25 protein-coding genes are annotated in these 20,817 nt (G+C 56.4%); 12 read left to right on the top strand and 13 right to left on the bottom strand.

Features of this window, described 5'->3' with window-relative positions; all coding sequences use genetic code 11:
* Positions 1–13: 13 nt before the first annotated feature.
* From HKX44_RS04650 to HKX44_RS04615, 8 genes are all read right to left on the bottom strand, one after another.
* Positions 14–553, bottom strand: a complete 540-nt coding sequence (locus tag HKX44_RS04650) for a GNAT family N-acetyltransferase (protein ID WP_276150800.1) — start codon at positions 551–553, stop codon at positions 14–16.
* Positions 554–555: 2 nt separating this feature from the next.
* Positions 556–1,158 (bottom strand): LysE family translocator, encoded by a 603-nt coding sequence (locus HKX44_RS04645; RefSeq protein WP_276150125.1) that lies wholly within the window; start codon positions 1,156–1,158, stop codon positions 556–558.
* Positions 1,155–1,712 carry a GNAT family protein gene (locus tag HKX44_RS04640; protein WP_276150124.1) on the bottom strand — a complete coding sequence of 186 codons (558 nt, stop codon included), beginning with the start codon at positions 1,710–1,712 and terminating at the stop codon, positions 1,155–1,157. The genes HKX44_RS04645 and HKX44_RS04640 overlap by 4 nt, the downstream gene beginning before the upstream one ends.
* A gap of 105 nt (positions 1,713–1,817) precedes the next feature.
* Positions 1,818–2,087 (bottom strand): 50S ribosomal protein L27, encoded by a 270-nt coding sequence (gene rpmA, locus HKX44_RS04635; protein WP_276150123.1) that lies wholly within the window; start codon positions 2,085–2,087, stop codon positions 1,818–1,820.
* A gap of 11 nt (positions 2,088–2,098) precedes the next feature.
* A complete protein-coding gene (locus HKX44_RS04630; protein ID WP_276150122.1) occupies positions 2,099–2,806 on the bottom strand; it encodes a 50S ribosomal protein L21 in 708 nt (235 codons plus the stop codon).
* 338 nt (positions 2,807–3,144) lie between these two features.
* A complete protein-coding gene (locus tag HKX44_RS04625; RefSeq protein WP_276150121.1) occupies positions 3,145–3,978 on the bottom strand; it encodes a DUF2059 domain-containing protein in 834 nt (277 codons plus the stop codon).
* Positions 3,978–4,823, bottom strand: a complete 846-nt coding sequence (locus tag HKX44_RS04620) for a DUF2059 domain-containing protein (RefSeq protein ID WP_276150120.1) — start codon at positions 4,821–4,823, stop codon at positions 3,978–3,980. Before HKX44_RS04620 ends, HKX44_RS04625 begins: the two co-directional genes overlap by 1 nt.
* 131 nt (positions 4,824–4,954) lie before the next feature.
* A complete protein-coding gene (locus HKX44_RS04615) occupies positions 4,955–6,610 on the bottom strand; it encodes a Na/Pi cotransporter family protein (protein ID WP_276150799.1) in 1,656 nt (551 codons plus the stop codon).
* Positions 6,611–6,945: 335 nt separating this feature from the next.
* Between HKX44_RS04615 and HKX44_RS04610 the strand changes: the two genes are divergently transcribed.
* Positions 6,946–7,203 carry a hypothetical protein gene (locus HKX44_RS04610; protein WP_276150119.1) on the top strand — a complete coding sequence of 86 codons (258 nt, stop codon included), beginning with the start codon at positions 6,946–6,948 and terminating at the stop codon, positions 7,201–7,203.
* Between the two features lie 235 nt (positions 7,204–7,438).
* The gene (locus HKX44_RS04605) at positions 7,439–8,017 is read left to right on the top strand and encodes a hypothetical protein (protein ID WP_276150118.1); all 579 of its coding nucleotides are present in this window, start codon (positions 7,439–7,441) and stop codon (positions 8,015–8,017) included.
* A gap of 184 nt (positions 8,018–8,201) precedes the next feature.
* Here the strand turns inward: HKX44_RS04605 and HKX44_RS04600 are convergent, their stop codons facing one another.
* The 3 genes from HKX44_RS04600 to HKX44_RS04590 all read right to left on the bottom strand — a co-directional run bounded on the left by HKX44_RS04600 (position 8,202) and on the right by HKX44_RS04590 (position 10,993).
* Complete coding sequence (locus tag HKX44_RS04600) at positions 8,202–8,771, bottom strand: hypothetical protein (protein ID WP_276150117.1); 570 nt, start codon at positions 8,769–8,771, stop codon at positions 8,202–8,204.
* Positions 8,772–9,099: 328 nt separating this feature from the next.
* Entirely contained in the window at positions 9,100–9,870 is a 771-nt protein-coding gene (locus HKX44_RS04595) for an RlmE family RNA methyltransferase (protein ID WP_276150116.1), read from the bottom strand.
* Between the two features lies 1 nt (position 9,871).
* On the bottom strand, positions 9,872–10,993 hold the full coding sequence (locus HKX44_RS04590) for a Ppx/GppA phosphatase family protein (protein ID WP_276150115.1): 1,122 nt from the start codon (positions 10,991–10,993) through the stop codon (positions 9,872–9,874).
* A gap of 302 nt (positions 10,994–11,295) precedes the next feature.
* Here HKX44_RS04590 and HKX44_RS04585 point away from each other — a divergent pair, with 302 nt between their 5' ends.
* From HKX44_RS04585 to HKX44_RS04540, 10 genes are all read left to right on the top strand, one after another.
* Positions 11,296–11,598: a virulence factor gene (locus HKX44_RS04585; protein ID WP_276150114.1), complete on the top strand. Its 303-nt coding sequence runs from the start codon at positions 11,296–11,298 to the stop codon at positions 11,596–11,598.
* A 51-nt stretch (positions 11,599–11,649) separates the two neighbouring features.
* Positions 11,650–12,576 (top strand): methylenetetrahydrofolate reductase, encoded by a 927-nt coding sequence (locus HKX44_RS04580; RefSeq protein WP_276150113.1) that lies wholly within the window; start codon positions 11,650–11,652, stop codon positions 12,574–12,576.
* A 27-nt stretch (positions 12,577–12,603) separates the two neighbouring features.
* Positions 12,604–13,683, top strand: coding sequence for a methyltetrahydrofolate cobalamin methyltransferase (locus tag HKX44_RS04575; RefSeq protein ID WP_276150112.1), 1,080 nt, complete (start codon positions 12,604–12,606; stop codon positions 13,681–13,683).
* Between the two features lie 208 nt (positions 13,684–13,891).
* Positions 13,892–14,167 carry an STAS domain-containing protein gene (locus tag HKX44_RS04570; protein WP_276150111.1) on the top strand — a complete coding sequence of 92 codons (276 nt, stop codon included), beginning with the start codon at positions 13,892–13,894 and terminating at the stop codon, positions 14,165–14,167.
* Complete coding sequence (locus HKX44_RS04565; protein WP_276150110.1) at positions 14,164–14,529, top strand: response regulator; 366 nt, start codon at positions 14,164–14,166, stop codon at positions 14,527–14,529. Before HKX44_RS04570 ends, HKX44_RS04565 begins: the two co-directional genes overlap by 4 nt.
* Before the next feature lie 12 nt (positions 14,530–14,541).
* Positions 14,542–16,806 carry a chemotaxis protein CheA gene (locus tag HKX44_RS04560; protein WP_276150109.1) on the top strand — a complete coding sequence of 755 codons (2,265 nt, stop codon included), beginning with the start codon at positions 14,542–14,544 and terminating at the stop codon, positions 16,804–16,806.
* Positions 16,803–17,261: a chemotaxis protein CheW gene (locus tag HKX44_RS04555; RefSeq protein WP_276150108.1), complete on the top strand. Its 459-nt coding sequence runs from the start codon at positions 16,803–16,805 to the stop codon at positions 17,259–17,261. The genes HKX44_RS04560 and HKX44_RS04555 overlap by 4 nt, the downstream gene beginning before the upstream one ends.
* The gene (locus HKX44_RS04550; RefSeq protein WP_276150107.1) at positions 17,258–18,109 is read left to right on the top strand and encodes a protein-glutamate O-methyltransferase CheR; all 852 of its coding nucleotides are present in this window, start codon (positions 17,258–17,260) and stop codon (positions 18,107–18,109) included. Before HKX44_RS04555 ends, HKX44_RS04550 begins: the two co-directional genes overlap by 4 nt.
* A 48-nt stretch (positions 18,110–18,157) precedes the next feature.
* Complete coding sequence (locus tag HKX44_RS04545) at positions 18,158–18,544, top strand: response regulator (RefSeq protein WP_276150106.1); 387 nt, start codon at positions 18,158–18,160, stop codon at positions 18,542–18,544.
* A 26-nt stretch (positions 18,545–18,570) separates the two neighbouring features.
* Positions 18,571–18,909, top strand: coding sequence for a hypothetical protein (locus tag HKX44_RS04540; protein ID WP_276153193.1), 339 nt, complete (start codon positions 18,571–18,573; stop codon positions 18,907–18,909).
* Between the two features lie 39 nt (positions 18,910–18,948).
* On the opposite strand, the gene HKX44_RS04535 is transcribed toward HKX44_RS04540, so the two are convergent.
* Positions 18,949–19,452 (bottom strand): chemotaxis protein CheD, encoded by a 504-nt coding sequence (locus HKX44_RS04535; RefSeq protein WP_276150104.1) that lies wholly within the window; start codon positions 19,450–19,452, stop codon positions 18,949–18,951.
* Between the two features lie 2 nt (positions 19,453–19,454).
* The gene (cheB, locus tag HKX44_RS04530; RefSeq protein WP_276150103.1) at positions 19,455–20,555 is read right to left on the bottom strand and encodes a chemotaxis-specific protein-glutamate methyltransferase CheB; all 1,101 of its coding nucleotides are present in this window, start codon (positions 20,553–20,555) and stop codon (positions 19,455–19,457) included.
* Positions 20,556–20,817 lie beyond the last annotated feature (262 nt).

The following is a 20,817-nucleotide window of genomic DNA, read 5'->3' as shown; positions in this document are numbered from 1 at the left end:
CTTTCGGGCGTGGCTACAGCTTGCGGCTGTAAGTCCAGGTGGGTACGGCAGCATCACGTGCCAGACAATAGATTTCCGCATCCCCCAGATAAACAAATCCGGCGTTGGTCATGACTTTGGCTGACGCGGGGTTGTCCTGAAATACGGTTGCGAACATGGTGTGGTTGCGCAGCGGATTGGCCTCGACCAGTGCGGTGACCGAGTCAGAAGCCAGATGGGTGTTCCAGAATGCCGGTGCGACCCAGAAACCGACCTCGGTTTGGTTGCGGTCCAGTCGCGACAGGGTGATCAACCCCATGACTTCGGCGCCGTTATCCTTGGTGCCATCCATCGCCCAGCAATCGAAATCGCGCGGCTCGCTCAGAGCGCGGGTGATAAAGGCGTCAATGGTGCCCGGGGGCAACGGATGGGGAATCGTTGACGTATTACGGGCCACGCGAACGTCGCCGGCGTATAGCTCGATCAACCCCAGATCCGAACGCTGCAAAGGGCGCAAGTCAAACCGGTCGGTCTGTATTATGGGTTGGCTTTCTTCAATCGGCTGTATCTTCATCGTCATGTTCCTCCTCCGAACAATACGAATAAAACAGAGGCGACGGTGAGGCCGGCCAATGTCCACATCAGATAGGGTTCTGCACGTGTTCCTGCAACAGTCTTGGCGATCCTGTCCCCCGCCAAAGTCCAGATCGGGTGCAAGACGATCTGACATCCCAGCAAGACGGCTGCGATGGTTGCTGTTGCTGTCAATGTCGAGGTATCTGGCCCGACAAAGGCTGTGAATCCGCCGACAATCATCGCCCAAGCCTTTGGATTCAGGGGATGCACAAGCAGCCCTGCGGCGAAACCGGGGACGTTATCGGTGCCGGCGGCGGCATCAAGGCGCAGGTTCGCAACCTTCCACGCCAGCCAGATGATATAGGCGGCAGAGATGTATTTCAGCGCCAGAAACAGCCCCGGCGCGGCCTCGGCCAGCTCCATCAGACCAAATCCGATAGGCCAGATGATCAGCTGTTTGCCCAGGGCGACGCCGGCGACAAAGGGCAAGGCGGCGCGAAACCCGAACCGCGCACCGGTGGCCAAGAGCGCCATGTTTGCAGGGCCCGGCGTGCCAACCTGAGAGGCGGCAAAGATAGCAAGGGGCAGGATCGCGATGCTCATGTTGACGCTGCCGCATGATACTGCGGGGCCAGCAGCCCCATGATGATATCGTCGTGCCATGTATTGCCAACACGTGCGGACTGTCGTTCACGGCCTTCGACAACAAAACCCACCTTTTTATAGGCGGCAATGGCGCGTTCGTTATATTCAATCACCCGCAAGGCAATCCGGTGCAGGTTCATTGCGCCAAAGGCGTGATAGGCCAGCAAATGCAAGACACGGGTGCCCAGCCCTTGCCCCAACAGATTGGGATCAAGAATGCCAAGCGCCAGCGAGGCGCGCCTGTCGCGGGTATCAACCGTGTGAAAGAACGCATCCCCTATCATTCGGTTTTCATGGTCGATCACCCAGCACAGCGGCGTGTTCATCCGCGACGTTACCCAGTTGTTTGCCATGACAGGCGTCATTGGCGCGCAATCGTCAGGATTGATGCCGAACATATGCTGGATTTCGGGCACCACGCCCAGGGCCAGCCGCGCCTCGGCATCTTCCAGCCGGGGTGACCGCAGGCGCAAATCGCCATCTGCCAGAATGGGCAGGTCAGTCTGTGTCATCGCACCACTCCTTTCCGGTTGGCGGGTGATTTCGGGCAATACAAATGAAAAAGGGACCGGTGTCTCCACCGATCCCTAAAAATTTTCAAACCTTACGGGTACGGCTTATTCTGCGGCTTCCGCCGTCGGGAGTACAGAAATAAACGTGCGGTTTTTCAGACCTTTGTGGAAGGTCACTGCACCGTCAACTGTCGCAAAGATCGTGTGATCCTTGCCCATGCCAACGCCGTCGGCTGGCCAGAACTTGGTGCCGCGCTGACGCACGATGATGTTGCCGGGGATGACAGCTTCGCCGCCATATTTCTTAACGCCAAGACGACGACCAGCTGAGTCGCGTCCGTTACGGGATGAGCCGCCTGCTTTTTTATGTGCCATTTGGTCTCTCCTTAACCTTTAGCCAGTTCTTTGGCCTGTGCGATCCAGTCTTCACGACCGACGCGACCTTTGAACGACAGTTTCTCTTCAATAGCTTCAACGTCCGCGTCTGTCCATGCGGCGATCTGTGCGAAGGTTGTGATACCTTCTGCGTTCAGCTTGCCCACGATAACCGGGCCAACGCCGGAGATTTCGGACAGATCATCGCCATCGGCTTTCGCAGCGGCCTTTTTAGGCGCAGCTTTCTTGGCAGCCTTTGGCGCGGCTTCTGCCTTCGGTGCAGCGGCCTTTTTGGCTTTTGCAGGCGTAGCAGCCTCGTCTGTGGCTTTGCCGGTGATTGCGGCAACCGCAGCGGCAGAAACGGAACCTGTACCAACAGCGGCCATCACTTTGGATTTGCCGGCACCGGTTTCAAGGATGTCACCGATTTTGACCAGTGTCAGCTTTTGACGGTGGCCCTTGGTGCGCTTGGAAGAGTGTTTACGACGACGCTTGACGAAGTTGATAACTTTCTCACCTTTGATCTGGTCGACAACTTCGGCCTGAACCGCAGCGTCTTCGATCAGCGGTGCGCCAACCTGCGGCTTGTCGCCGCCCAGCATCAGCACTTCGTTAAACTGGACTGTTTCACCGGCGTTTGCTGCAATACGTTCTACCCGGAGGATATCGCCCGAGGCTACTTTGTACTGCTTTCCGCCAGTCTTGATGACTGCGAACATCGTGTCTTCCTTCATATTCCCGCGTTCTGTGGTCCCCGTCTGGGAGTTTCGGACCGGATTTGACACCGTATCCACCTCGAACAGCGCGCCCTTGGGGCGTCATTAAAAATAGACCCGTCACAGGGATTCCTGTCGGGTTCGCGGCTTATCGGGGGATTGCGGGTTCAAGTCAAGCAGGTTTGGCGTGATCCGGCAGGGATTAGCGGTGATTTCCGCCTGTTCATTCGTTCCGGCCTCTCTGAACGTGCAGCGGTGTGGGAATTCCCGCTGTTCCGCTTCGTGCAATCTGTCGAAAAAAAACCAGCCAGTACAACCAGACACGACCTAGGGTCCTGAGCCTAAAGCTCCTGTGCGGTCATGTTCAATGCCACCGCCCGTCCCAAAGCATATGAGATATCCTCATAAGCCTTGCCGAACCCCTCAAACAGGGCGCGGTTCAATGCTTGACCAGCGTCTGTTTCACAAAACGTGATGTAGGCCTGCAAATCATCGTCATCCAACGGGTGATAGGCGAGCAGCAAAAAACCGAACAGCCATTCTGTGGTATCGCGCGTACTGGCCTCGATGTCCGTTGCGGCATCTGCCAGCATTTCCTCTTCGGTCATTTCAAGGGCACCGCCCTCGGCCAATCCACGCAGAAATTGGTAATTTGAGTTCAGCGCACTGGTGACATTGCGTGAGATCATGTCGCCCTGTTCGACATAACGGGTGATCAGTGCCAGACGTTTATCCATGCTGTCTTCGACCTCGGCAAAACGCGCGCGTGCCGCCGCTTCGACCTCAGGATCCTGTATCGCCCGCCGTGCAGCATTCTCCAGATCGACAATCCGGGTACCACGGCTGCCGGCGTAAAAGCGGATCACGTCCTCCAGCGCTTCTCCGGACAGTTCACGCTCAAGCTCGGCGCGCACCAGTTCCACCATCAGTGCCGGCGCATAAATCCGGTCAACCTGCTGCGCCCAGCCGGCACCGCCCTGCCCGTCCAGCATATCAAGGTTGATGTCCTGTGCCTGCACCTTACCCTCATCACTGAGGATCATTGCCGCTTCGTTCAGTTTCAGCACATCGACCAGAGCGGTCATCCGCGCATCAGCGGAAGCGGCCAACGCACCAAACACCCAAAGGGCAAAAGTCACAAGAACCGCGCGTCCAGCCCCGAAGAACGGCGACATCACAGGTCCTGACTGGGCTGCATGGCCGACAGGCGGGCGGCCACCGCCTCAAACCTGTTGGCCTGAATTTCGTATTGCACGGCGTTCATCAGGGCGTAGACTTTTTGCATACTCTCCTCGGATAAGGCGCGGGCATATTGTGCGACCTCATCATCCGAAAACGCCTGATAAGTATAGGCGGCATTGGCCAGCGCATTCGCCTTGATTGACCGGCGCATCTCGCCTTCCTGACTGCGCATTGCCTCGCGCAGATCAGGTTCATCCATCCGCAATTCGATCACCCCGGCACTGGCGGCAGCCATCAGAAACCTGATCTGAACCTCCTGAATGGCGCGGATCGAACTGTCCTCGACATCACTGGCTTGGTTCAATTCGCTGAGCAAGGTCACGCGGGGGGAACCGATGCGCACCAACCCATCAATGATCGAGGTGCCGCTTTCGGATTTCAGCCCGTCTTCCTCAACCATATGTGATGCATTTTCCGCCGCCACCAGCCGCCGTCCCAGATCTGACGCATAAAAGCCAGCAGCATGATCCAGCAAATCGTCGCTAAGAGTCTTTGACAGGATGTCCAGCGCCATGTCGTGCATCAATTCGGTTTCAAACACCTCGTCGACCAGACGGGACCATTCACTGCCAAAGTCATCGGCACTTAGTCCCAACATCTGCGGCGCTGACCCTGCCGATAGCCGGATACTCTCCAGCGCGACATCAAAGCCGGTCACTTCAAGGAATGCTTCCAACCGGCCACGATCAGCGGCCTGTGCGGTTTGGCTCTGAAAGGCCAAGGCCAAAGCGCAAAACATCGACAGGGCCAGCAGCGGCATACGCAAAATATGGGACATGAATGTTCCTTTCATTTGAACCCAGACTAGACGGCAATTTCGTCCGTTCCAAGCCGTCGCGGGCGGGAAACGATCACTTTCGCGTCGCTTGTCGGGGATGAGCCTTGGGGCAGGATCAATAGGTCTTGATCCTAAGTCAGCCGGCTTTTCAGCAAATCACCTGACTTTGCGAGGATCGGATAGCCGACCATTGAAAACGACGTGTTAATCTGTTTCAGGGCGCGCAGGGTTTCCTGATGGATATTGCTGGTCTCGATGCTCTCGACCCGTCCCTCGCGCAGCCGTTCCAGATGATGCCGTTGCAGCTTTTGCTCAACGCGGCGGACCTTTTCTTTCGCGGCCACCAGTTCACGTGCCTCGGCGGGGTTCTGGTTCAACATGACGTTCAAGGCCAGCTGCACATTGCCTTGCACACGATCGGCAAAATCCCCGATTTCCTGACGTCCTTTCGGTGAAAAGCTGACACCTTGGGCGTGCATACGCTGGGTCAGGTCCAACATCGTTCGGGTGATCGCGTCAGAGGCGGCATCAAGACTGGTTGAAATCGATGCAAGGTCCATCGACCGCCGGCTGAGTGCTTCGTCCAACCCCTGCTGGCCCAGCTTTGCCAGATACAGTTTGACCTCAAGGTGCATCTTTTTGATGATCCGATCCTGCTCCTCAATCGCCAGTGCCCCGGGTGCGTTCCAGTTGTCATACAGGGGTTCAACCGCAATCAACATTTTTTCGATCCGCTGTCCCATGTCCAGAAGTTCGCGCGCGGCACAGTCAAGCCCGCGGCCCGGGCGCGCAAGTGCGGCAGGGTCAAGGGCGCTGCCGGCGTCAAGGCTCAGCGAGGCGGTTGATTTATCCGGCATCATACCGGCAACAGCGCGGGTGAAATTGCTGACAAAGGGCAAGGCGAGAATGGCGATGATAAGGTTGAAAGCCAGATGCAGATTGATTGCCTGTCGCGCCGGACCGCCCCCCAGAAACCCCAATGCTTCCGGTTGAAAACTGACAATCAGGGCCGCGATCAAGGCTCCGCCGCCACGTAAGGCAAGGTTGCCGACAACCATGTGACGCGCATTGACCGGCGCAGACAGGGTCAGCACATAGGCGATGCAGGCCCCTCCGAGATTGGCCCCAAGGATCATTGCTGCCGCTGCCGATACGGGCAGGATGCCCTGACCGGCGAGGGTCACAAACAGCAAGACAGCCGCGACGCTTGAATGCACAATCCAGGCAAACCCTGCGCCGATCACAAAGGCGGTCAACAGGTCGCGGCCCAGATAGGCCATCACCACCTGTGTTCCCGGATTGGCCACCATCGGACCAGTCGCGGCGCGGATCATATCCAGTGACACAAAGATCAATGCCAGTCCGATCAGGATTCGCCCAACCTGACGCATGTTGTCATTGCCCGATCGCAAAAACATGGAAACCCCAAGCAATAACAGCAAGGGGATAAAGAAGGATTGGCGCACCAGCAACAATTGCGACACCAAAGCCGATCCCACATCCGCGCCCAGCAGGATGGCAAGGCCGGTGGCCGCCGTCAGCCCGCCTTTGGCAACGAAATTCGAGGCCAGAACGGCAACCGCCGTGGAACTTTGCAAAAAGACAGCGGCGACAAGCCCCGATCCCGCTGCAAGAAACCGATTATCCGCCGAATGTCTGAGCCATGTCCTGAGCTGGTTGGCAAAGCCACGTTCCACACCGGTGCGCACAAGACGCACTGCCCAGATCAGCAGGGCCGCAGCACCTGCAATGTTCAACAGGAACTCGATAAGATGTGGTTCGTTCAAATGTTCCAAGCCTTTTGTGTAATCAATGATACTAGAGAGCGATGACGTTGGTTTTCAAGGCTAATGGCGAAATGACCACCGGTTCAGGCCCGCTGTGTCGATCTTGCCTTTGCAGTCTTTTGTTGCATTTCGGTGAAAGCCCGGTTGCCGCCAAGGTCTCATGGCTGTGACGCCTCCGCGGCTTTTAGCACTCAAAGGGTGAAGATTTGCACCCCAGCCCAAATAGGGGCGCATGGTTCGGTTTACGGTACCACCGCCGTATCGCCCATTGCGTGCCGTCTTGATGCCCTATTCCTGCGGTATCTGGCTGGGGTGTTCTTTGAAAAGGGGTCGAAATGGCCAAGTTAGAGCCGGATAATGCCAGCCGATATCGGAAGATGTTTGACTTGCTGCGGCAGGGTGATCCTGCGGTACAGCCGCCGAATGCCTTTAGAAACGGGGCAGTTGCCGCGCGCTATCTTGAGCGGGAAGAGGCCGCTCTGTTTGTCGCGCGTGGCGTCGCGTCATTGAAAGGTGCGCGCGGGTCTGAGTGTGGTAATGCGCCAAAGGGCTCCGCATTTTCCTTGCGCAGATTTCGGACGTCCGATCATTGACTGGTGTTTCTCGGCCCTTGCGCTCACGTTCACACACCGCTGTGCGAGGCGGAGGGCGCGTTATGCGATCCCCCGATATGTGGGGGAAGTTATGCCAAATACCTCAACCTATGGGGCATTTTTGTTGCAAATCTACTTAAAAAACACAGGAAATAGCTTTGAAATCTGGACATGGCGGGCCAGAAAAGGCATGATTTTATGATAAATGAGCAGATAAAAAAGCGAGAACGCTAACATGTTTTTCCTTAACCGCACGGTTTCAATCGGGGCACTGTCCCTGTTGTGCTTGCTGCCGATGTCGGCGGCGGCCATTAGTCCGGATGACGTCTCCGGTGATGATCCGGTTTCACAGCCGCCTGATCCAGAGCCCCCCACACCCGATCCCGAACCACCGACACCTGATCCCGAGCCACCGACGCCGGACCCCGATCCGGAACCGCCAAGACCAGAGCCGCCTGTCATCATTGATGATCGGGACAGAAGCACTGATGATGAAAGCGAAAAAACCGGTGACCGTACAAAAACACCTCGGACGCCAACCAAGACCACCGTGCCAGTCTATGTGCCGCCGTCTAAGTTGAACACCTATCCGGTGCCCACGCGGTCAAATTATTGCCCTGCTGGTCTTCAGCCTGTGACCATTTCCGGCACAATCAGCTGTGGCAAGCCGAACCGCTCGGTCACATATCAGCAGATGATGAAGCATCCGCAAAAGAAGCGGGTCAAGAAGGTGCAAAAAAAACGCCGTGTAATTCAGCGCCGTTCAGCAGTGCCGACGTGTTATCCGGGAACCAAGGGTTGTACCGACCGTTAACCAGTAAAGGTGCTGTGGAATGCGTTATTCTGCGGTGCCACCTTACCAATCCCGAGGGCGGGGCGATGCCGGTAACGACCGATGGCAGCGCCCCGCCCTTTTTCGTTTGGACGTATGAAACATTATATTTACCCCACAGTTTGGCAGATTTTTCGCTGATATCGCAGGGTGATGGCACCTAAATCTATGAAAACGCCCCTGCATCTAGGGCAACAGTAATGGCACCGATCACATCACCAGTGGTCGGATCAGTCACGGCAAATGAAACTCGTCCCTGATAGGTTTGTGTGCTTTCATCGAAGCTTATCTCGTCGATAAATACCGCGCCGCTTCCCATGTCATAGGTCTGTTTGAATTGGGTGTTGTCACCCTGCCAATAATTTTGGGTCACTGTGCTGGCGGCAACGTTCAGCCCACGGTGATCCATCACAAATACCTCGATGATCCGCCCGTCGGATCGGTGTTGATGCCTGCGCAGAAATGCGGATAGCGGCGCATTCATTACGGTATCGACCAAGGGTCCATTTTCGTGACCGACCTCATCGCGCCAGACGGCATCCTGCGCGATGATCTGCTCCCTGCTCAATCCGTCGGTCCGCCTGTTCTGGTCTGTGATGGCTTGCACAATCTGTGTGTGATTGATCCACCTCATCAGATCATCATAGATGTACCGCGACATTGCCGGGGGCACATCGGCGGCCTGGGCCATCGGGGCCAAAAGAACGCTAAGTGCGGCAAGGGGGGATCTGAACATATCTGCTCCTGTGGTCTGAGAAAAGAGCCGTGCGTCTGCGCCGGTATTTCTAGACTAGGTACAAACACATTAAGGCCAGATGAAATCTGCCGGTGGCATGTTGCCGGTAATGGCGCAAACTGCCACGCCGGATTGATCAGGGCGCCCGACGTTAAACATGGATCCCCTATACCCTACCACGCTGCGCGTTCTCGGGACATCGGGGATACAAAATACTTCAGGTTAAAGGCCGAACACTTTGCTCATCAAATGGCCAATCACAAAGAGCGGCTGAAGCAATCAGAGGATACACAGGAAAGCTACCGCTGCCGAAACACTGCCGGTTGCTTTAGTCGTTGCCTTTGAACCCCAAGGCGACAACGAATTTCTCGGAGCTGTCCGACCGGCTGGCTGGGGGTTTCACATTATGCACCTTGGTGAAACGCTGCTTGAGCAGTTTTTGCAATTCCGCCTCGGCCCCACCGGCCAGCACTTTGGCAACAAAGGTGCCGCCCTCTTCCAAGACATCAAAGGCAAAATAGGCCGCCGCCTCGCAAAGCGCCATGATCTTGAGGTGATCGGTCTTTTTGTGTCCCGAAGAAGAGGCCGCCATATCCGACATCACCACATCAGCCATGCCGCCAAGCCATTCCTTAACCTGATCGTCTGCGCCCTCATCCATAAAATCCAGCACGTGCAGGTCGCAGCCGGCAATCGGCTCCATCTCTTGCAGGTCGACACCAAGGATTGTGCCCACGGCCTTGCCGCCGCGTTCCCCAAGAACATTAGAGCGTTTCACCGCCACCTGACACCAGCCCCCCGGCGCCGCCCCCAGATCGACAATTCGCGCGCCCGGCACAAGGAAACGAAACTTGTCGTCAAGCTCCATAATCTTATAGGCCGCGCGCCCACGATAGCCTTCGGCCTGGGCGCGTTTCACATAGGGATCGTTCAACTGGCGCTGCAACCAGCGGGTCGAACTGGTGGTGCGTCCGCGGGCGGATTTGACTTTGACTTTCAGGTCACGCTGGCCCCGTCCCGAGGTGTTCTTGCCGGTCGGGGTTTTCTTGCCGGTTGGGGTTTTGCCCGCGCCGCCGCCGCTTGTTGGTGTCTTGGCCATCTCAATACGTTCCTTCTTCCAATACGCCATCCGCCGACATCTGGGCATAAAGCAGCCCCTCACGCAGGCCACGGTCCGCCACGCTGAGCCGGTCGGTCGGCCAACAGCGCATCAACGCTTGCAGGATCGCCGCCCCCGACATGATCAGGGCCGCGCGGTCCGATCCGATCCGCGGATCAGAGCGCCGTCCCGCCGGCCCCATCGCCAGATAGGAATGGATCACTTTGTCAATCTGTGTCGACGTCATCCGCAGCCCGTCGATTTTGGTACGGTCATAGCGGCGTAATCCCAAATGGCTAGCGGCAACTGTTGTCACTGTGCCTGAAGTGCCGACAATCTGGAACCGTTCCTGCGGCTGGGCCGACTGATAGGGGGTGAAATCCTGCAAATTCTCTTCAAAAAACCAGCTCATCAGTGCAAACCGTGCCGCATCATCATCTACATCGACAAACTGGTCACGCAGGGTGGCCACGCCCAGCGGTACGGAAATCCAGTCCACGACCTTGGCCGCAGGTATTTCCGTCTTGGCCTGATGAAAGCCGGAATGCAGCCGCATGATGCTTTGGGCACGGTCTTTTTTCGGCACTTTGGAAATGTCGATCCAGACCAGTTCCGTTGAGCCGCCGCCAATATCAACCACCAACAGGTTCTCTGTCTTGTGATTGACCAGTGGCGCGCAGGAAATTACCGCCAGCTGGGCTTCTTCCTCGGGCTTGATGATATCCAGAACCAGCCCGGTTTCCCGCTGGATACGCCGCATGAAATCGGCACCGTTCAAGGCGCGCCGGCAGGCTTCGGTTGCAACCAGCCGCATTCGTTTGACCTTGTTACGGCGCAGCTTTTGCTGACAAATCCGCAATGCTTGCAAGGTACGAGTCATGGATCCGCGCGATAAACGCCCGGATTTCTCAAGCCCCGCCCCCAATTGGACGGACTTCGAGAAGCTGTCCACCACATGAAAACCGCTTCCCTTGGGTTGGGCGATCAACATGCGGCAGCTATTTGTGCCCAGATCGAGAGCCGCATACAGCTCGGACGATCTTGGCGAAACTGGCACGGGGCTCAGAGCCGACTTTCTGTTCTTATCGAGCGCGCCCGCACCTTTGGGACGCTGTGGCGCCATGGTGAATGCGCCTTTCATTTCGAGTTGACCTCAAAGTAATCGCGCAATCCGCCCCGCGCAAGCGCCAAGGTATCCTGCCCGCCGATTTGAGTGAAAAATCTTCGTCTGGCCTGCGCGGTGCAACCTCACAATGAACATGAGAATTATGGGGGCGCGGCCCCCTCGTGCTTGGGCACTGCTGGGGCTAGAGTGAAGATGGTTTTCCGCAGGGGTCGCGGAAAGCGCATGTGAAGTCGAAAAACGGCGTTGGCGAAACTGTCGCACCGGTTAGACCGATGTGAGGGAACAAGGGGAATCAACAAATGGTGGACGTTACAATAGTGTACTGGCGCGACATTCCCGCCCAGATCATCGTCGGCAAAGGCCGCCGTGGTTCCAAACGCCCTTTGCCCGAAAGGTTCGAGCAGGCGATTGACCGCGTGGCCATGCGCATCGGTGCTGAAGACAGTGACGCCTATATGGCAGACTGGCGAAAGGCCGAGCCCTATGCCGTTGAGGGTGACGCCGACGCGGTGGCAGATGCCGAAGCGCTGCGCATCGAAACAGAATACGACAAGGAGCGTCTGAAGGCGCTGATTGATAACGAAGGCCGGGCGCAAGCCTGATTGCACCACACCTGAAAGATACGTGACCCCCGCATGTTGAAGGACAAGATCATGGCATTGCTGAATTTCCGCCGCAAGGAAACAACCACCACCGCACCGACCGCCGAAGTCGAAGCCCTTTTGCGGGATTATTCGATCGAGGTGATGCCGCGCACCGCCGAAAAGGTCGAGGATTTCACCGCCCTTCTGCCCGCTGGCACACGCGTTTATGTTGCCCATATCGAAGGCACGCCAATCGAGGACATGGTGGCAACCGCCAAACGTCTGAACGCGGAAGGCTATACCGTCATGCCGCATTTTCCGGCACGGATCATCAAAGACCGCGCAACACTGGCCAACTGGATCGCCATGTATCAGGGCGAAGCCGATGTGAAACAGGCGCTGTTGCTGGCCGGTGGCGTCACGACCCCACATGGTGATTTCAGCGACTCGATGCAGCTCATGGAAACCGGTCTGTTTGACGAAGCCGGATTTGAGCGTCTGCATGTGGCGGGCCACCCGGAAGGCAACCGCGATATTGACGCAACGGGCACGGCTGGTGTGGATGCCGCGTTGAAATGGAAGAACGACTTCCAGACGCGTACGGATGCGAAAATGGCCATCGCGACGCAGTTCGCTTTTGACGCCAAGCCGATTGTCGAGTGGGCGGACAGCCTGACCGAGGCGGGTATCACCCTGCCCGTTCATATCGGCATCGCCGGCCCGGCCAAGTTGCAAACCTTGATCAAATTCGCCATTGCCTGCGGCGTCGGCCCGTCCCTGAAAGTCCTGCAAAAGCGGGCGATGGATGTGACCAAGTTGTTGTTGCCCTATGAACCAACGGATGTGATCAACGAACTGGCGCTGCACAAGGCTGCCAACCCTGATTTCAATATCTCCCATGTGCATTTCTTCCCGCTGGGCGGGATCAAGACCAATGCCAACTGGGCCATCGAAAATGGCGGCACCTCTGCCGTTCCTGCCAAACCAGCCACCTAAAGCAACTTGCTGTCTAAGGACTTCTGAATGACCCGTACTATCGTCGAATCCAAAACAAAAACCGCCGTCATCGGCTTTGATGAACCGTTCTGCGTCATTGGCGAACGGATCAATCCAACGGGCCGCAAGATCCTTGCCGAGGAGCTGGAGCGCGATGATTTCAGCCGCGTCGAGTTTGACGCCATTGCGCAGGCCAACGCCGGTGCCACGGTTCTGGACGTCAACTCTGGCGCGGTCTTCTCCAACAAGATGGCCGAAGATCCACGCTATGCCGACAACAACTTTGTCGAGCCGATGCTGATGCCCGAAATGATCAAACGGGTGCAGGCCGTTACCGACACGCCCCTGTGTATCGACAGCTCTGTCCCCGGCGCGCTTGAGGCTGGATTGCAGGCCTGCGAGGGGCGTCCGCTGTTGAACTCGGTCACTGGTGAAGAAGAACGGCTTGAGATGGTTCTGCCGCTGGTCAAAAAGTACAATGTACCGGTTGTGGCGATTTCCAATGACGATACCGGCATTTCCGAAGACCCGGATGTGCGTTTTACGGTTGCCAAACTGATTGTCGAGCGTGCCGCAGATCATGGCATCCCGGCGCATGACATCGTTGTTGACCCGCTGGTTATGCCAATTGGCGCTATGGCAACGGCAGGGCATCAGGTGTTTACGCTGGTGCGCCGCCTTCGCGAAGAACTGGGTGTGAACACCACCTGTGGCGCCTCTAACATCAGCTTTGGGTTGCCAAACCGGCACGGCATCAACAACGCATTTTTGCCGATGGCGATGGGCGCAGGCATGACAAGCGCGATTATGAATCCGGTCGCTTTGCCGATCAACGCCAAGAAGATTGCCGAGAAGAAAGCAGAGCTGGAAGCGCTTGGCGTGGTCCTGCCCGAGGGCATGGACGATGAGGCCTTTGTCCAGCTGTTCGGCATGGGGTCGACCCTGCCGCGTCCGGGCAAAGAGATGGAAGCGATCCGCGCGGCGAATTTTCTCTTCGACCGCGACCCCCATGGCAGTGACTGGATCAAGTTTAACAAAGTTGCCCCCAAAGCCGGCCAGGAAGGCCGCGGCCGCGCAGGCCGCACCGGGGGGCGTCGCCGGGGCTGACCCGTGCCTGCTCTTGCAAATCGGAAACCAAGGCCTCGACATATGTCGGGGCCTTTTTCGTTGGGATGGGCCAAAGGGATCCATCAAATTTGCTGGTCTGGCCATCTGGTAACCTGGAATTAACGGACCGCCCCCTAAAACCGCTGCATTGACCAGATGTGGAGCGCAGCGATGATCCCTTCCCGACCCCTTTCAAAACGGCGACATGATGCCTGAGCCTCTTAAGCCAGAGGGCAAACTTGATGTGACCGCCGTCGTATCCTTTCACGCGGAGCTGAACGCGCGCAGCGGTCAGGATGTTGTGTTGGATTTCGAAAAGGTGACTCAATTCGGGGCCTTGTGTTTGCAGGCATGTCTGGCCGCCGCGCGCGATGCGCAGGCCAAACAAACCCGCTTTGAGGTGATCAATGTGACCGATCCGGTGTTGGTTCAGTTGACCAGCATGGGGTTCACGCCAGAAACCTTGTCGGAGGGTGGCACATGACCCTTCATATACTCGCCGTGGATGACAGCCGAACAATGCGCGACATGATCAAGCTGGCGCTTCTGCCGTCAGGTTTCACTGTCCATACAGCGGATGACGGGATTCACGGGATTGAAGTGCTGGATGGCATCGAACCTGACGCGATCATTACCGATATCAACATGCCCCGAATGGATGGTTTCGGGTTTATCGATGCTGTGCGTGAACAGGATAAGCACCGTGCGACACCCATCCTTGTCCTGACGACCGAGGCTGCGCCGGAGCTTAAATCACGCGCCCGCGCTGCGGGGGCCACCGGCTGGATCGTAAAACCGTTCGATCCTGTGAAACTGGTTAAAGCCCTCCAGATGGTTGCAGGATAGAGGAGCACGCGCATGAGTACCGACAATGATCCTATGGCAGAAATCCGTGCCTCGTTCTTTATTGAGTGCGAGGAATTGCTGGAGGCCTTGCAGGACGGGCTGCAATCTATGGATGATGATGGCAGTGATGATCCCGAAACGATCAATGTGGTTTTTCGGGCTGTGCATTCGATCAAAGGCGGTGCGGGTGCGTTCGGGCTGGAAGGGCTGGTCCGGTTTGCACACCGCTATGAAACCGTTTTGGATGAGGTCCGCGCCGGTCGACTGAATGTTGGGGCTGACGCGCTCAAGGTATTCTTTCAAGCCGCTGATCATTTGTCCGATCTGGTCAGGTTCAGCCGCGATGGGGAAGACCTGCCCGATGCCGAGACCGCTTCCCTTCTCACCGAGCTTGACGGGTTTCTTGGGGATGCCCCCGCGGAAGAAGAGGAGGAAGCGATCGAATTTCAACCGATGGGCCTCTCCTTGGATTTTGATCTGGGCGAAAGCGACGGTGGGAATGAAGACACCGACCTGCCCGATCTGGGCAGTCTGCCGCCGCCACCGGATTTCGCCAACCCGCCTCCGGTCTCTGATACATTCTATAAGATCGTATTTACCCCCCATGGCGACTTGTTTGACACAGGGAACGAACCTGCGTTGCTGCTGCGCAATCTTATGGACCTTGGCGATATATCAGTGGTGTGCGATGCATCCTCCCTGCCCGAACTTGGAAAAATAACGCCTGAGATTCCGCACCTTAGCTGGACCGTCACCCTACACAGCACGGCCGATGAAAGTGAAATCCGGTCAGTTTTCGAATTTGTCGAAGGGCTGTGCCAGCTCGACATTTCCCGAAACGATTCCGCGCCAGTGCCGCTTGTTGATCTGGGCAGTCCTGAAGTGCCGCCGAAGGCCGTACCGGCAAGTGAGATATCTATGCCAGAACCAGAATCGGCACCGGAAGCGGAACAGTTTCAGGCAGCGCCGGCGCCGGCTGCTTTGAAATCGGGCAACCCTGCAAAAAAAACCGAACCGCCAAAGCCTGTCGAAAAAGCCCTAAAAACGCAGAGCAGCCCACAGGCTAAATCCGTCGTAAGGGTCGATCTTGACCGCATTGAACGGCTTGTCAATCTGGTTGGCGAGTTGGTGATCAATCAGGCCATGTTAAGCCAAAGTCTTGAAATGTCCGGACTTTCGCCGCATTCGGATGCCATGAGCGGACTGGAAGAGTTTCAGCGTCTGACCCGCGACATTCAGGACAGCGTCATGATGATCCGCGCCCAACCGGTGAAATCCCTGTTTCAGCGGATGTCGCGGATTGTACGGGAATCCTCTGCGGCAGTTGGCAAAGATGTGCGTCTACATACCTTTGGTGAGGGTACAGAAGTCGACAAGACCGTTATCGAGCGGCTGGCTGACCCGCTGACGCATATGATCCGAAATGCCGTTGATCACGGTCTGGAAGGCCCCGAAGAACGACAGGCGGCGGGTAAACCGCTGCAAGGGCGGGTCAATCTGACGGCTGCACACCGCAGCGGTCGCGTGGTGATCGAGGTTTCCGATGATGGGGCCGGTATCAATCGTGCCCGCGTCTTGCAGATTGCCATCGACAAGGAGCTGGTGCCTGCTGATGTGTCGCTAAGTGATACAGAGATCGACAACTTATTGTTTCTACCGGGCTTTTCAACCGCTTCGGTGGTTTCGGACCTATCAGGGCGCGGTGTTGGTATGGATGTGGTACGGACCGCAATCCAAGCTCTGGGCGGTCGCATCACCATTACCTCCAACCCGGGCGAAGGCACAACGTTTTCCATCTCCTTGCCGCTTACACTTGCGGTTCTAGACGGCATGGTGATCAAGGTCGCTGGCGAAACTCTGGTCTTGCCACTCAATCTGGTTGTTGAAACCCTGACACTGGGGCCTGATGACGTTCAAACCGTCCGGCCCGGCCGGAATGTGATCGAGGTCCGCAGTGGGTTTGTGCCACTTTTTGACCTTGGTGCGGCCCTTGGGTATCGCCCTTTGTTGGATGATTTTGATGCTTATGTTGTCCTATTGATCGCCCAAGAAGACGGCAGCAACGCAGCACTTGTCATCGATAACATCATTGATCAGCGACAGGTCGTCATTAAGGGGCTGGATGAGAGTTTTTATCGCGCACCGGGCATTGCCGCGGCAACCATTCTGGGGGACGGGCAGATCGCTTTGATCCTTGATCCGACCGACATCATATCCACATCCAATGTGGCCCCGTCTCAAGCGCAACCAGCACAACAAGTGGGGTTTTCAGCATGACTGAAAAGGTAGGCAGCACATCCATCGAACTTTTGACCTTCCGGCTTGCGGAACAGGAATACGCACTCGATATCATGTCGGTGCGCGAAATTCGAGGCTGGACCCATGCAACCTCCCTGCCCCACGCGCCCCCCTACATGAAAGGGGTGATCAACCTGCGCGGGACGGTTTTGCCGGTCATGGATCTTGCCTCGCGATTGGGAATGGCAGACCGCAAACAAAACGAACGCAGTGTAATTATTGTCGTCAATTTCGAAGATACAATGACGGGTCTTTTGGTGGATGCGGTATCAGATATCGTTGCGGTTACCGATGATGATCTGCAACCGCCTCCCGAACTGGCCGCCAATACGATCGACGGGGTTGTCAGTGCATTGACACTGATAGACGAGCGGATGATCCGTGTTCTCAACCTGCCGATCACGGTCAATTCCTTTGAGAACGCAGCCGCATGACGTCGCGCCGGCAGGACATCGCCAGTCTTGATACGGCCAGCTTCCGCGCGATTGCCGCGCTGGCCTACCGCGAAAGCGGGCTTACCCTTCAGGAAGAGAAAAGTCCGATGATCCAGTCGCGACTAAGGCACCGGCTGCGCGATCTGGGGTTATTGGATTTTCGCTCGTACTGTGCGTTGATTGAATCAGACCAAGGTGTTGAGGAACGACAACACCTGATATCCGCGCTTACTACAAATGTGTCGCATTTTTTTCGTGAAGAACATCACTTCGAAACCCTCAAGTCAGAGTTTGACCGTTGTTTGCCGCGGTTGCGTGCGGGTGGGCAAATGCGTGTCTGGTCCGCGGGATGTTCGAACGGTCAGGAAGCACTTTCTGCCGCGATCACCCTGACAGAACACCATCCCGATGTCGCTGGATTGGATGTTCGGATATTGGCCACCGATATTGACCCGGTGGTGGTTCGCTTTGCGCGCCAGGGAGTATACCCAAAACGGCTTCTGGGTGGGGTCCCGGAAACGTTGATCAGGAAGTATTTTCAACAGGTGGATAGCCCGTCAGATGAGCCCCATTTTCGTGCCCGTGAAACTTTGAAATCAATGATTTGCTTCAACGAACTTAATCTTCTTGGATCCTGGCCCATGAAAAAGAAGTTCGAAGTAATTTTCTGCCGTAACGTTGTGATCTATTTCGATATCGCAACACAAGAAACCCTATGGCCGAACTTCCACGCGGCACTCACCCGGGAAGGGGTCTTATTCCTCGGGCATTCCGAACGTATTTCCGATCCGGTAAGGTTCGGGTTTGCCTGCACGGGCGCAACAACCTATCGGCCCAGCACGCGCTGACACCCTGATGTCGAGGCTGACAACAACTTTTTTGCGAAGGACTTAATAATGGCATTGCGCGATCAAATTCGAATTATGGTGGTGGATGATATGTCGACAAGCCGGGGCCTAATCACACAGGCGCTTGATGCCTTCGGCGTTCGTAACGTGACAACTGCCGAAAACGGTAAACAGGCACTGCAAGTGCTTGCGTCCAAACCAGCGCATCTCGTCATATCAGACTATAACATGCCTGAGATGGATGGTTTACAATTGCTTCACTATTTGCGTGCATCGCCCAAAACCAAGGGTGTTGGTTTTGTCCTGATTACAGGCCGTGCTGAACAGCAAATTATCGACCATGGCAAGAAGCTTGGCATGAACAACTATCTGAAAAAACCGTTTCAGCCAGACGACTTGCGCAGCTGCATCGAAACGGTTGTCGGGCGCCTGTGAACAAGGTGGATGGGGATAATCGTTCCTTGTCCGACCTTCTGGGCCGCATCTCTGTGCAGATGGATGGGTTGGCGAGTGAAGTGCATCGGATCGAACATGCTGTCGGGGATGAGCTTGCTCTCTCTGGCCCTCGTGAAGCGCAAACCATCACCCGGTTGCAACGTCTCGATTTTCTGCGCCAGTCGATGGAGGATCTAGCACTACTCTTTTATTTTCTGTCCCGGGATCACGACAGCGTACATGCGCCGGACTTGGCGAGCAAGCTCCACCTTGATGTAACCAAGGCGCTGGTTGATGACAATTGGCATGTAGACACGACATTTATGCCGAATGAAAAAACCATTGGGGATGTCGATCTGTTCTAATGTCGATACCCTCGCTTTAGCAGCAAAATTGAAATTCAGTTAGAATAACTCAAGATCGTTTCCGTGGGCCATTGGTCTTGATACAGGAACGTCCATCTGGGCCTCGTGATGGGCCTTAACCCGTGCCGCCCCAGTGGTTGGGGTGAAAACGACGTTACGCGATGCTGTGCCGCCAAGCGAGCTTGCGACGCATTCGATGTTTTCCATCGCTAGAAAATTGGTAGCAAATGCGCAATTTGAAGGCCCGATTTCGGACAGGCCCCGGATCATTTGAGCCCCACCGAATGCTTTCGCCAAAAGCCGTGTGCGGTTGGCACCCATTTTGAGCAGATCATTAATCAAAAGCTCCATCGCGTTAATTCCTGCAAGATCGCTTTTGGCTGCATTGCACGTGGTAGAGGCCAAGAGGATGTGGTTCATCCCGCCAACTTTGGCCACGGGATCCCAGAGGCAACAGGCGACACAAGATCCCAGCAGCGTCGAGATGGTTGCGGCAGGATCGGCGGATGTCTGGTATTCGCCTTGGGTAATCACCAAATTCACTATCACAGCCCCTTTTCTATCTGTTTTTGGGCGTGGCTTGTAACAGCGTGATTTATTGCACCGCCGATTTTCTCCAGCGGCAATTGCAGGGCGACCGCGCCCAGTTCATGGGCCACCCGCGGCATCCCGTAGATGACGCTGCTGTTCCTGTCCTGCCCAATCGTATGTGCGCCACCGGCATGTAATTGCAACAGCCCTTCGGCCCCGTCACGCCCCAGACCCGTCAGGATTACACCGATGATATCGCGGCTGAAGAACCGGGCCGATTGGAACAGGACATCAACCGAAGGACAGTGACGCGCCTTTGATTTATTGCTGGCGAACTTACAGCTCCATTGGCCGTTTTTGCGTAGAATCTCGGTATGTACCCCCTGAGCTGGTGCCAGGCGGACCTGCCCTGCGTTCAGGGCCTCGCCGGCACGGACAATAGCCACATCCTGTACCTGCGTACGGTTCAAAAGCTGGGAAAAACTGACCAGAAACGCCCCTGGCATATGCTGGACAATCACCACGGGCGGGCCATTCGCATGTAGACCGGCTAGTACCTGCTCAAGAGCCGCCACGCCACCTGTGGACGCACCGATCAGGATCAGAGGGGGCTGATATTCCGGGCCGTACCGGGGATGGGGCGCCGGTGCGACAGCACATGCGCGCGGAGCCGGCACCTTGGAGCAGGCCGCAGAGAAAACCCGCCGGCAGATGTCGCGCCGGGCTTTGGCATCGGGGGCGGTTGCGGGTTTCAGGATGCAATCAATCGCGCCTAAGGTCAGGGCAGTTATTGTCGCCTCGGAATTGCGTTTCGTTGTGCCCGAGATCATCACAACCGGCATCGGGCGCAGGCCCATCAATTTTTCCAGAAACTCCAACCCGCTCATTCCGGGCATTTCTATGTCCAGGGTGACGACATTGGGGTCGGTATCTTTGATAACCTGACGCGCGGTCAAGGCACAGCTGGCCTCGCCCACGACAACCAGCCGGGGGTCTTCTTCCAGAACCTGGCGCAGCCACCGTCGGATGCTGCGGGAATCGTCGACAATCACCACCCGCTTGCGATTTGAGCGGTGCAGCATGCCGCCGCCAAAATCCAATCTTTTGTCCTGCATCCTCGATCCTTACGCCTGTTGCGTCTGGTGGCCTGCGCCAAAGATGACACCAGCAACATGGTGTCCCCTTGGTCTGGCAAAAGAATGAAGGTTACGTGAAAAACGCGCCTTGGACGGCGCAAAAAATTCAACCAAATCCAAAGGGAACGGGTGCGCGCGCTGGTTTTGCAGGCCACATCGGCAAAATCGGGAAACTACAACGATGCTGTGACTTGAGGCTGAACCCCTACCTGTCCAAAAATTTGATTAAAAGAGTCGGATA

Source organism: Sulfitobacter sp. M05 (assembly GCF_029285175.1).
Lineage (GTDB): Bacteria > Pseudomonadota > Alphaproteobacteria > Rhodobacterales > Rhodobacteraceae > Sulfitobacter.
This window is presented reverse-complemented; position numbering and strand designations above follow the sequence as displayed.

Bases quoted from the DNA above. Each gene is read 5' to 3' on its own strand.
- HKX44_RS04555 (WP_276150108.1), top strand. From the start codon at position 16,803: ATGACTGAAAAGGTAGGCAGCACATCCATCGAACTTTTGACCTTCCGG.
- cheB (WP_276150103.1), bottom strand. From the start codon at position 20,555: ATGCAGGACAAAAGATTGGATTTTGGCGGCGGCATGCTGCACCGCTCA.
- HKX44_RS04560 (WP_276150109.1), top strand. From the start codon at position 14,542: ATGAGTACCGACAATGATCCTATGGCAGAAATCCGTGCCTCGTTCTTT.
- HKX44_RS04565 (WP_276150110.1), top strand. From the start codon at position 14,164: ATGACCCTTCATATACTCGCCGTGGATGACAGCCGAACAATGCGCGAC.
- HKX44_RS04625 (WP_276150121.1), bottom strand. From the start codon at position 3,978: ATGTCGCCGTTCTTCGGGGCTGGACGCGCGGTTCTTGTGACTTTTGCC.
- HKX44_RS04590 (WP_276150115.1), bottom strand. From the start codon at position 10,993: ATGGCGCCACAGCGTCCCAAAGGTGCGGGCGCGCTCGATAAGAACAGA.
- HKX44_RS04645 (WP_276150125.1), bottom strand. From the start codon at position 1,158: ATGAGCATCGCGATCCTGCCCCTTGCTATCTTTGCCGCCTCTCAGGTT.
- HKX44_RS04570 (WP_276150111.1), top strand. From the start codon at position 13,892: ATGCCTGAGCCTCTTAAGCCAGAGGGCAAACTTGATGTGACCGCCGTC.
- HKX44_RS04620 (WP_276150120.1), bottom strand. From the start codon at position 4,823: ATGTCCCATATTTTGCGTATGCCGCTGCTGGCCCTGTCGATGTTTTGC.
- HKX44_RS04640 (WP_276150124.1), bottom strand. From the start codon at position 1,712: ATGACACAGACTGACCTGCCCATTCTGGCAGATGGCGATTTGCGCCTG.
- HKX44_RS04550 (WP_276150107.1), top strand. From the start codon at position 17,258: ATGACGTCGCGCCGGCAGGACATCGCCAGTCTTGATACGGCCAGCTTC.
- rpmA (WP_276150123.1), bottom strand. From the start codon at position 2,087: ATGGCACATAAAAAAGCAGGCGGCTCATCCCGTAACGGACGCGACTCA.
- HKX44_RS04585 (WP_276150114.1), top strand. From the start codon at position 11,296: ATGGTGGACGTTACAATAGTGTACTGGCGCGACATTCCCGCCCAGATC.
- HKX44_RS04650 (WP_276150800.1), bottom strand. From the start codon at position 553: ATGAAGATACAGCCGATTGAAGAAAGCCAACCCATAATACAGACCGAC.
- HKX44_RS04600 (WP_276150117.1), bottom strand. From the start codon at position 8,771: ATGTTCAGATCCCCCCTTGCCGCACTTAGCGTTCTTTTGGCCCCGATG.
- HKX44_RS04595 (WP_276150116.1), bottom strand. From the start codon at position 9,870: ATGGCCAAGACACCAACAAGCGGCGGCGGCGCGGGCAAAACCCCAACC.
- HKX44_RS04575 (WP_276150112.1), top strand. From the start codon at position 12,604: ATGACCCGTACTATCGTCGAATCCAAAACAAAAACCGCCGTCATCGGC.
- HKX44_RS04610 (WP_276150119.1), top strand. From the start codon at position 6,946: ATGGCCAAGTTAGAGCCGGATAATGCCAGCCGATATCGGAAGATGTTT.
- HKX44_RS04605 (WP_276150118.1), top strand. From the start codon at position 7,439: ATGTTTTTCCTTAACCGCACGGTTTCAATCGGGGCACTGTCCCTGTTG.
- HKX44_RS04580 (WP_276150113.1), top strand. From the start codon at position 11,650: ATGGCATTGCTGAATTTCCGCCGCAAGGAAACAACCACCACCGCACCG.
- HKX44_RS04545 (WP_276150106.1), top strand. From the start codon at position 18,158: ATGGCATTGCGCGATCAAATTCGAATTATGGTGGTGGATGATATGTCG.
- HKX44_RS04630 (WP_276150122.1), bottom strand. From the start codon at position 2,806: ATGTTCGCAGTCATCAAGACTGGCGGAAAGCAGTACAAAGTAGCCTCG.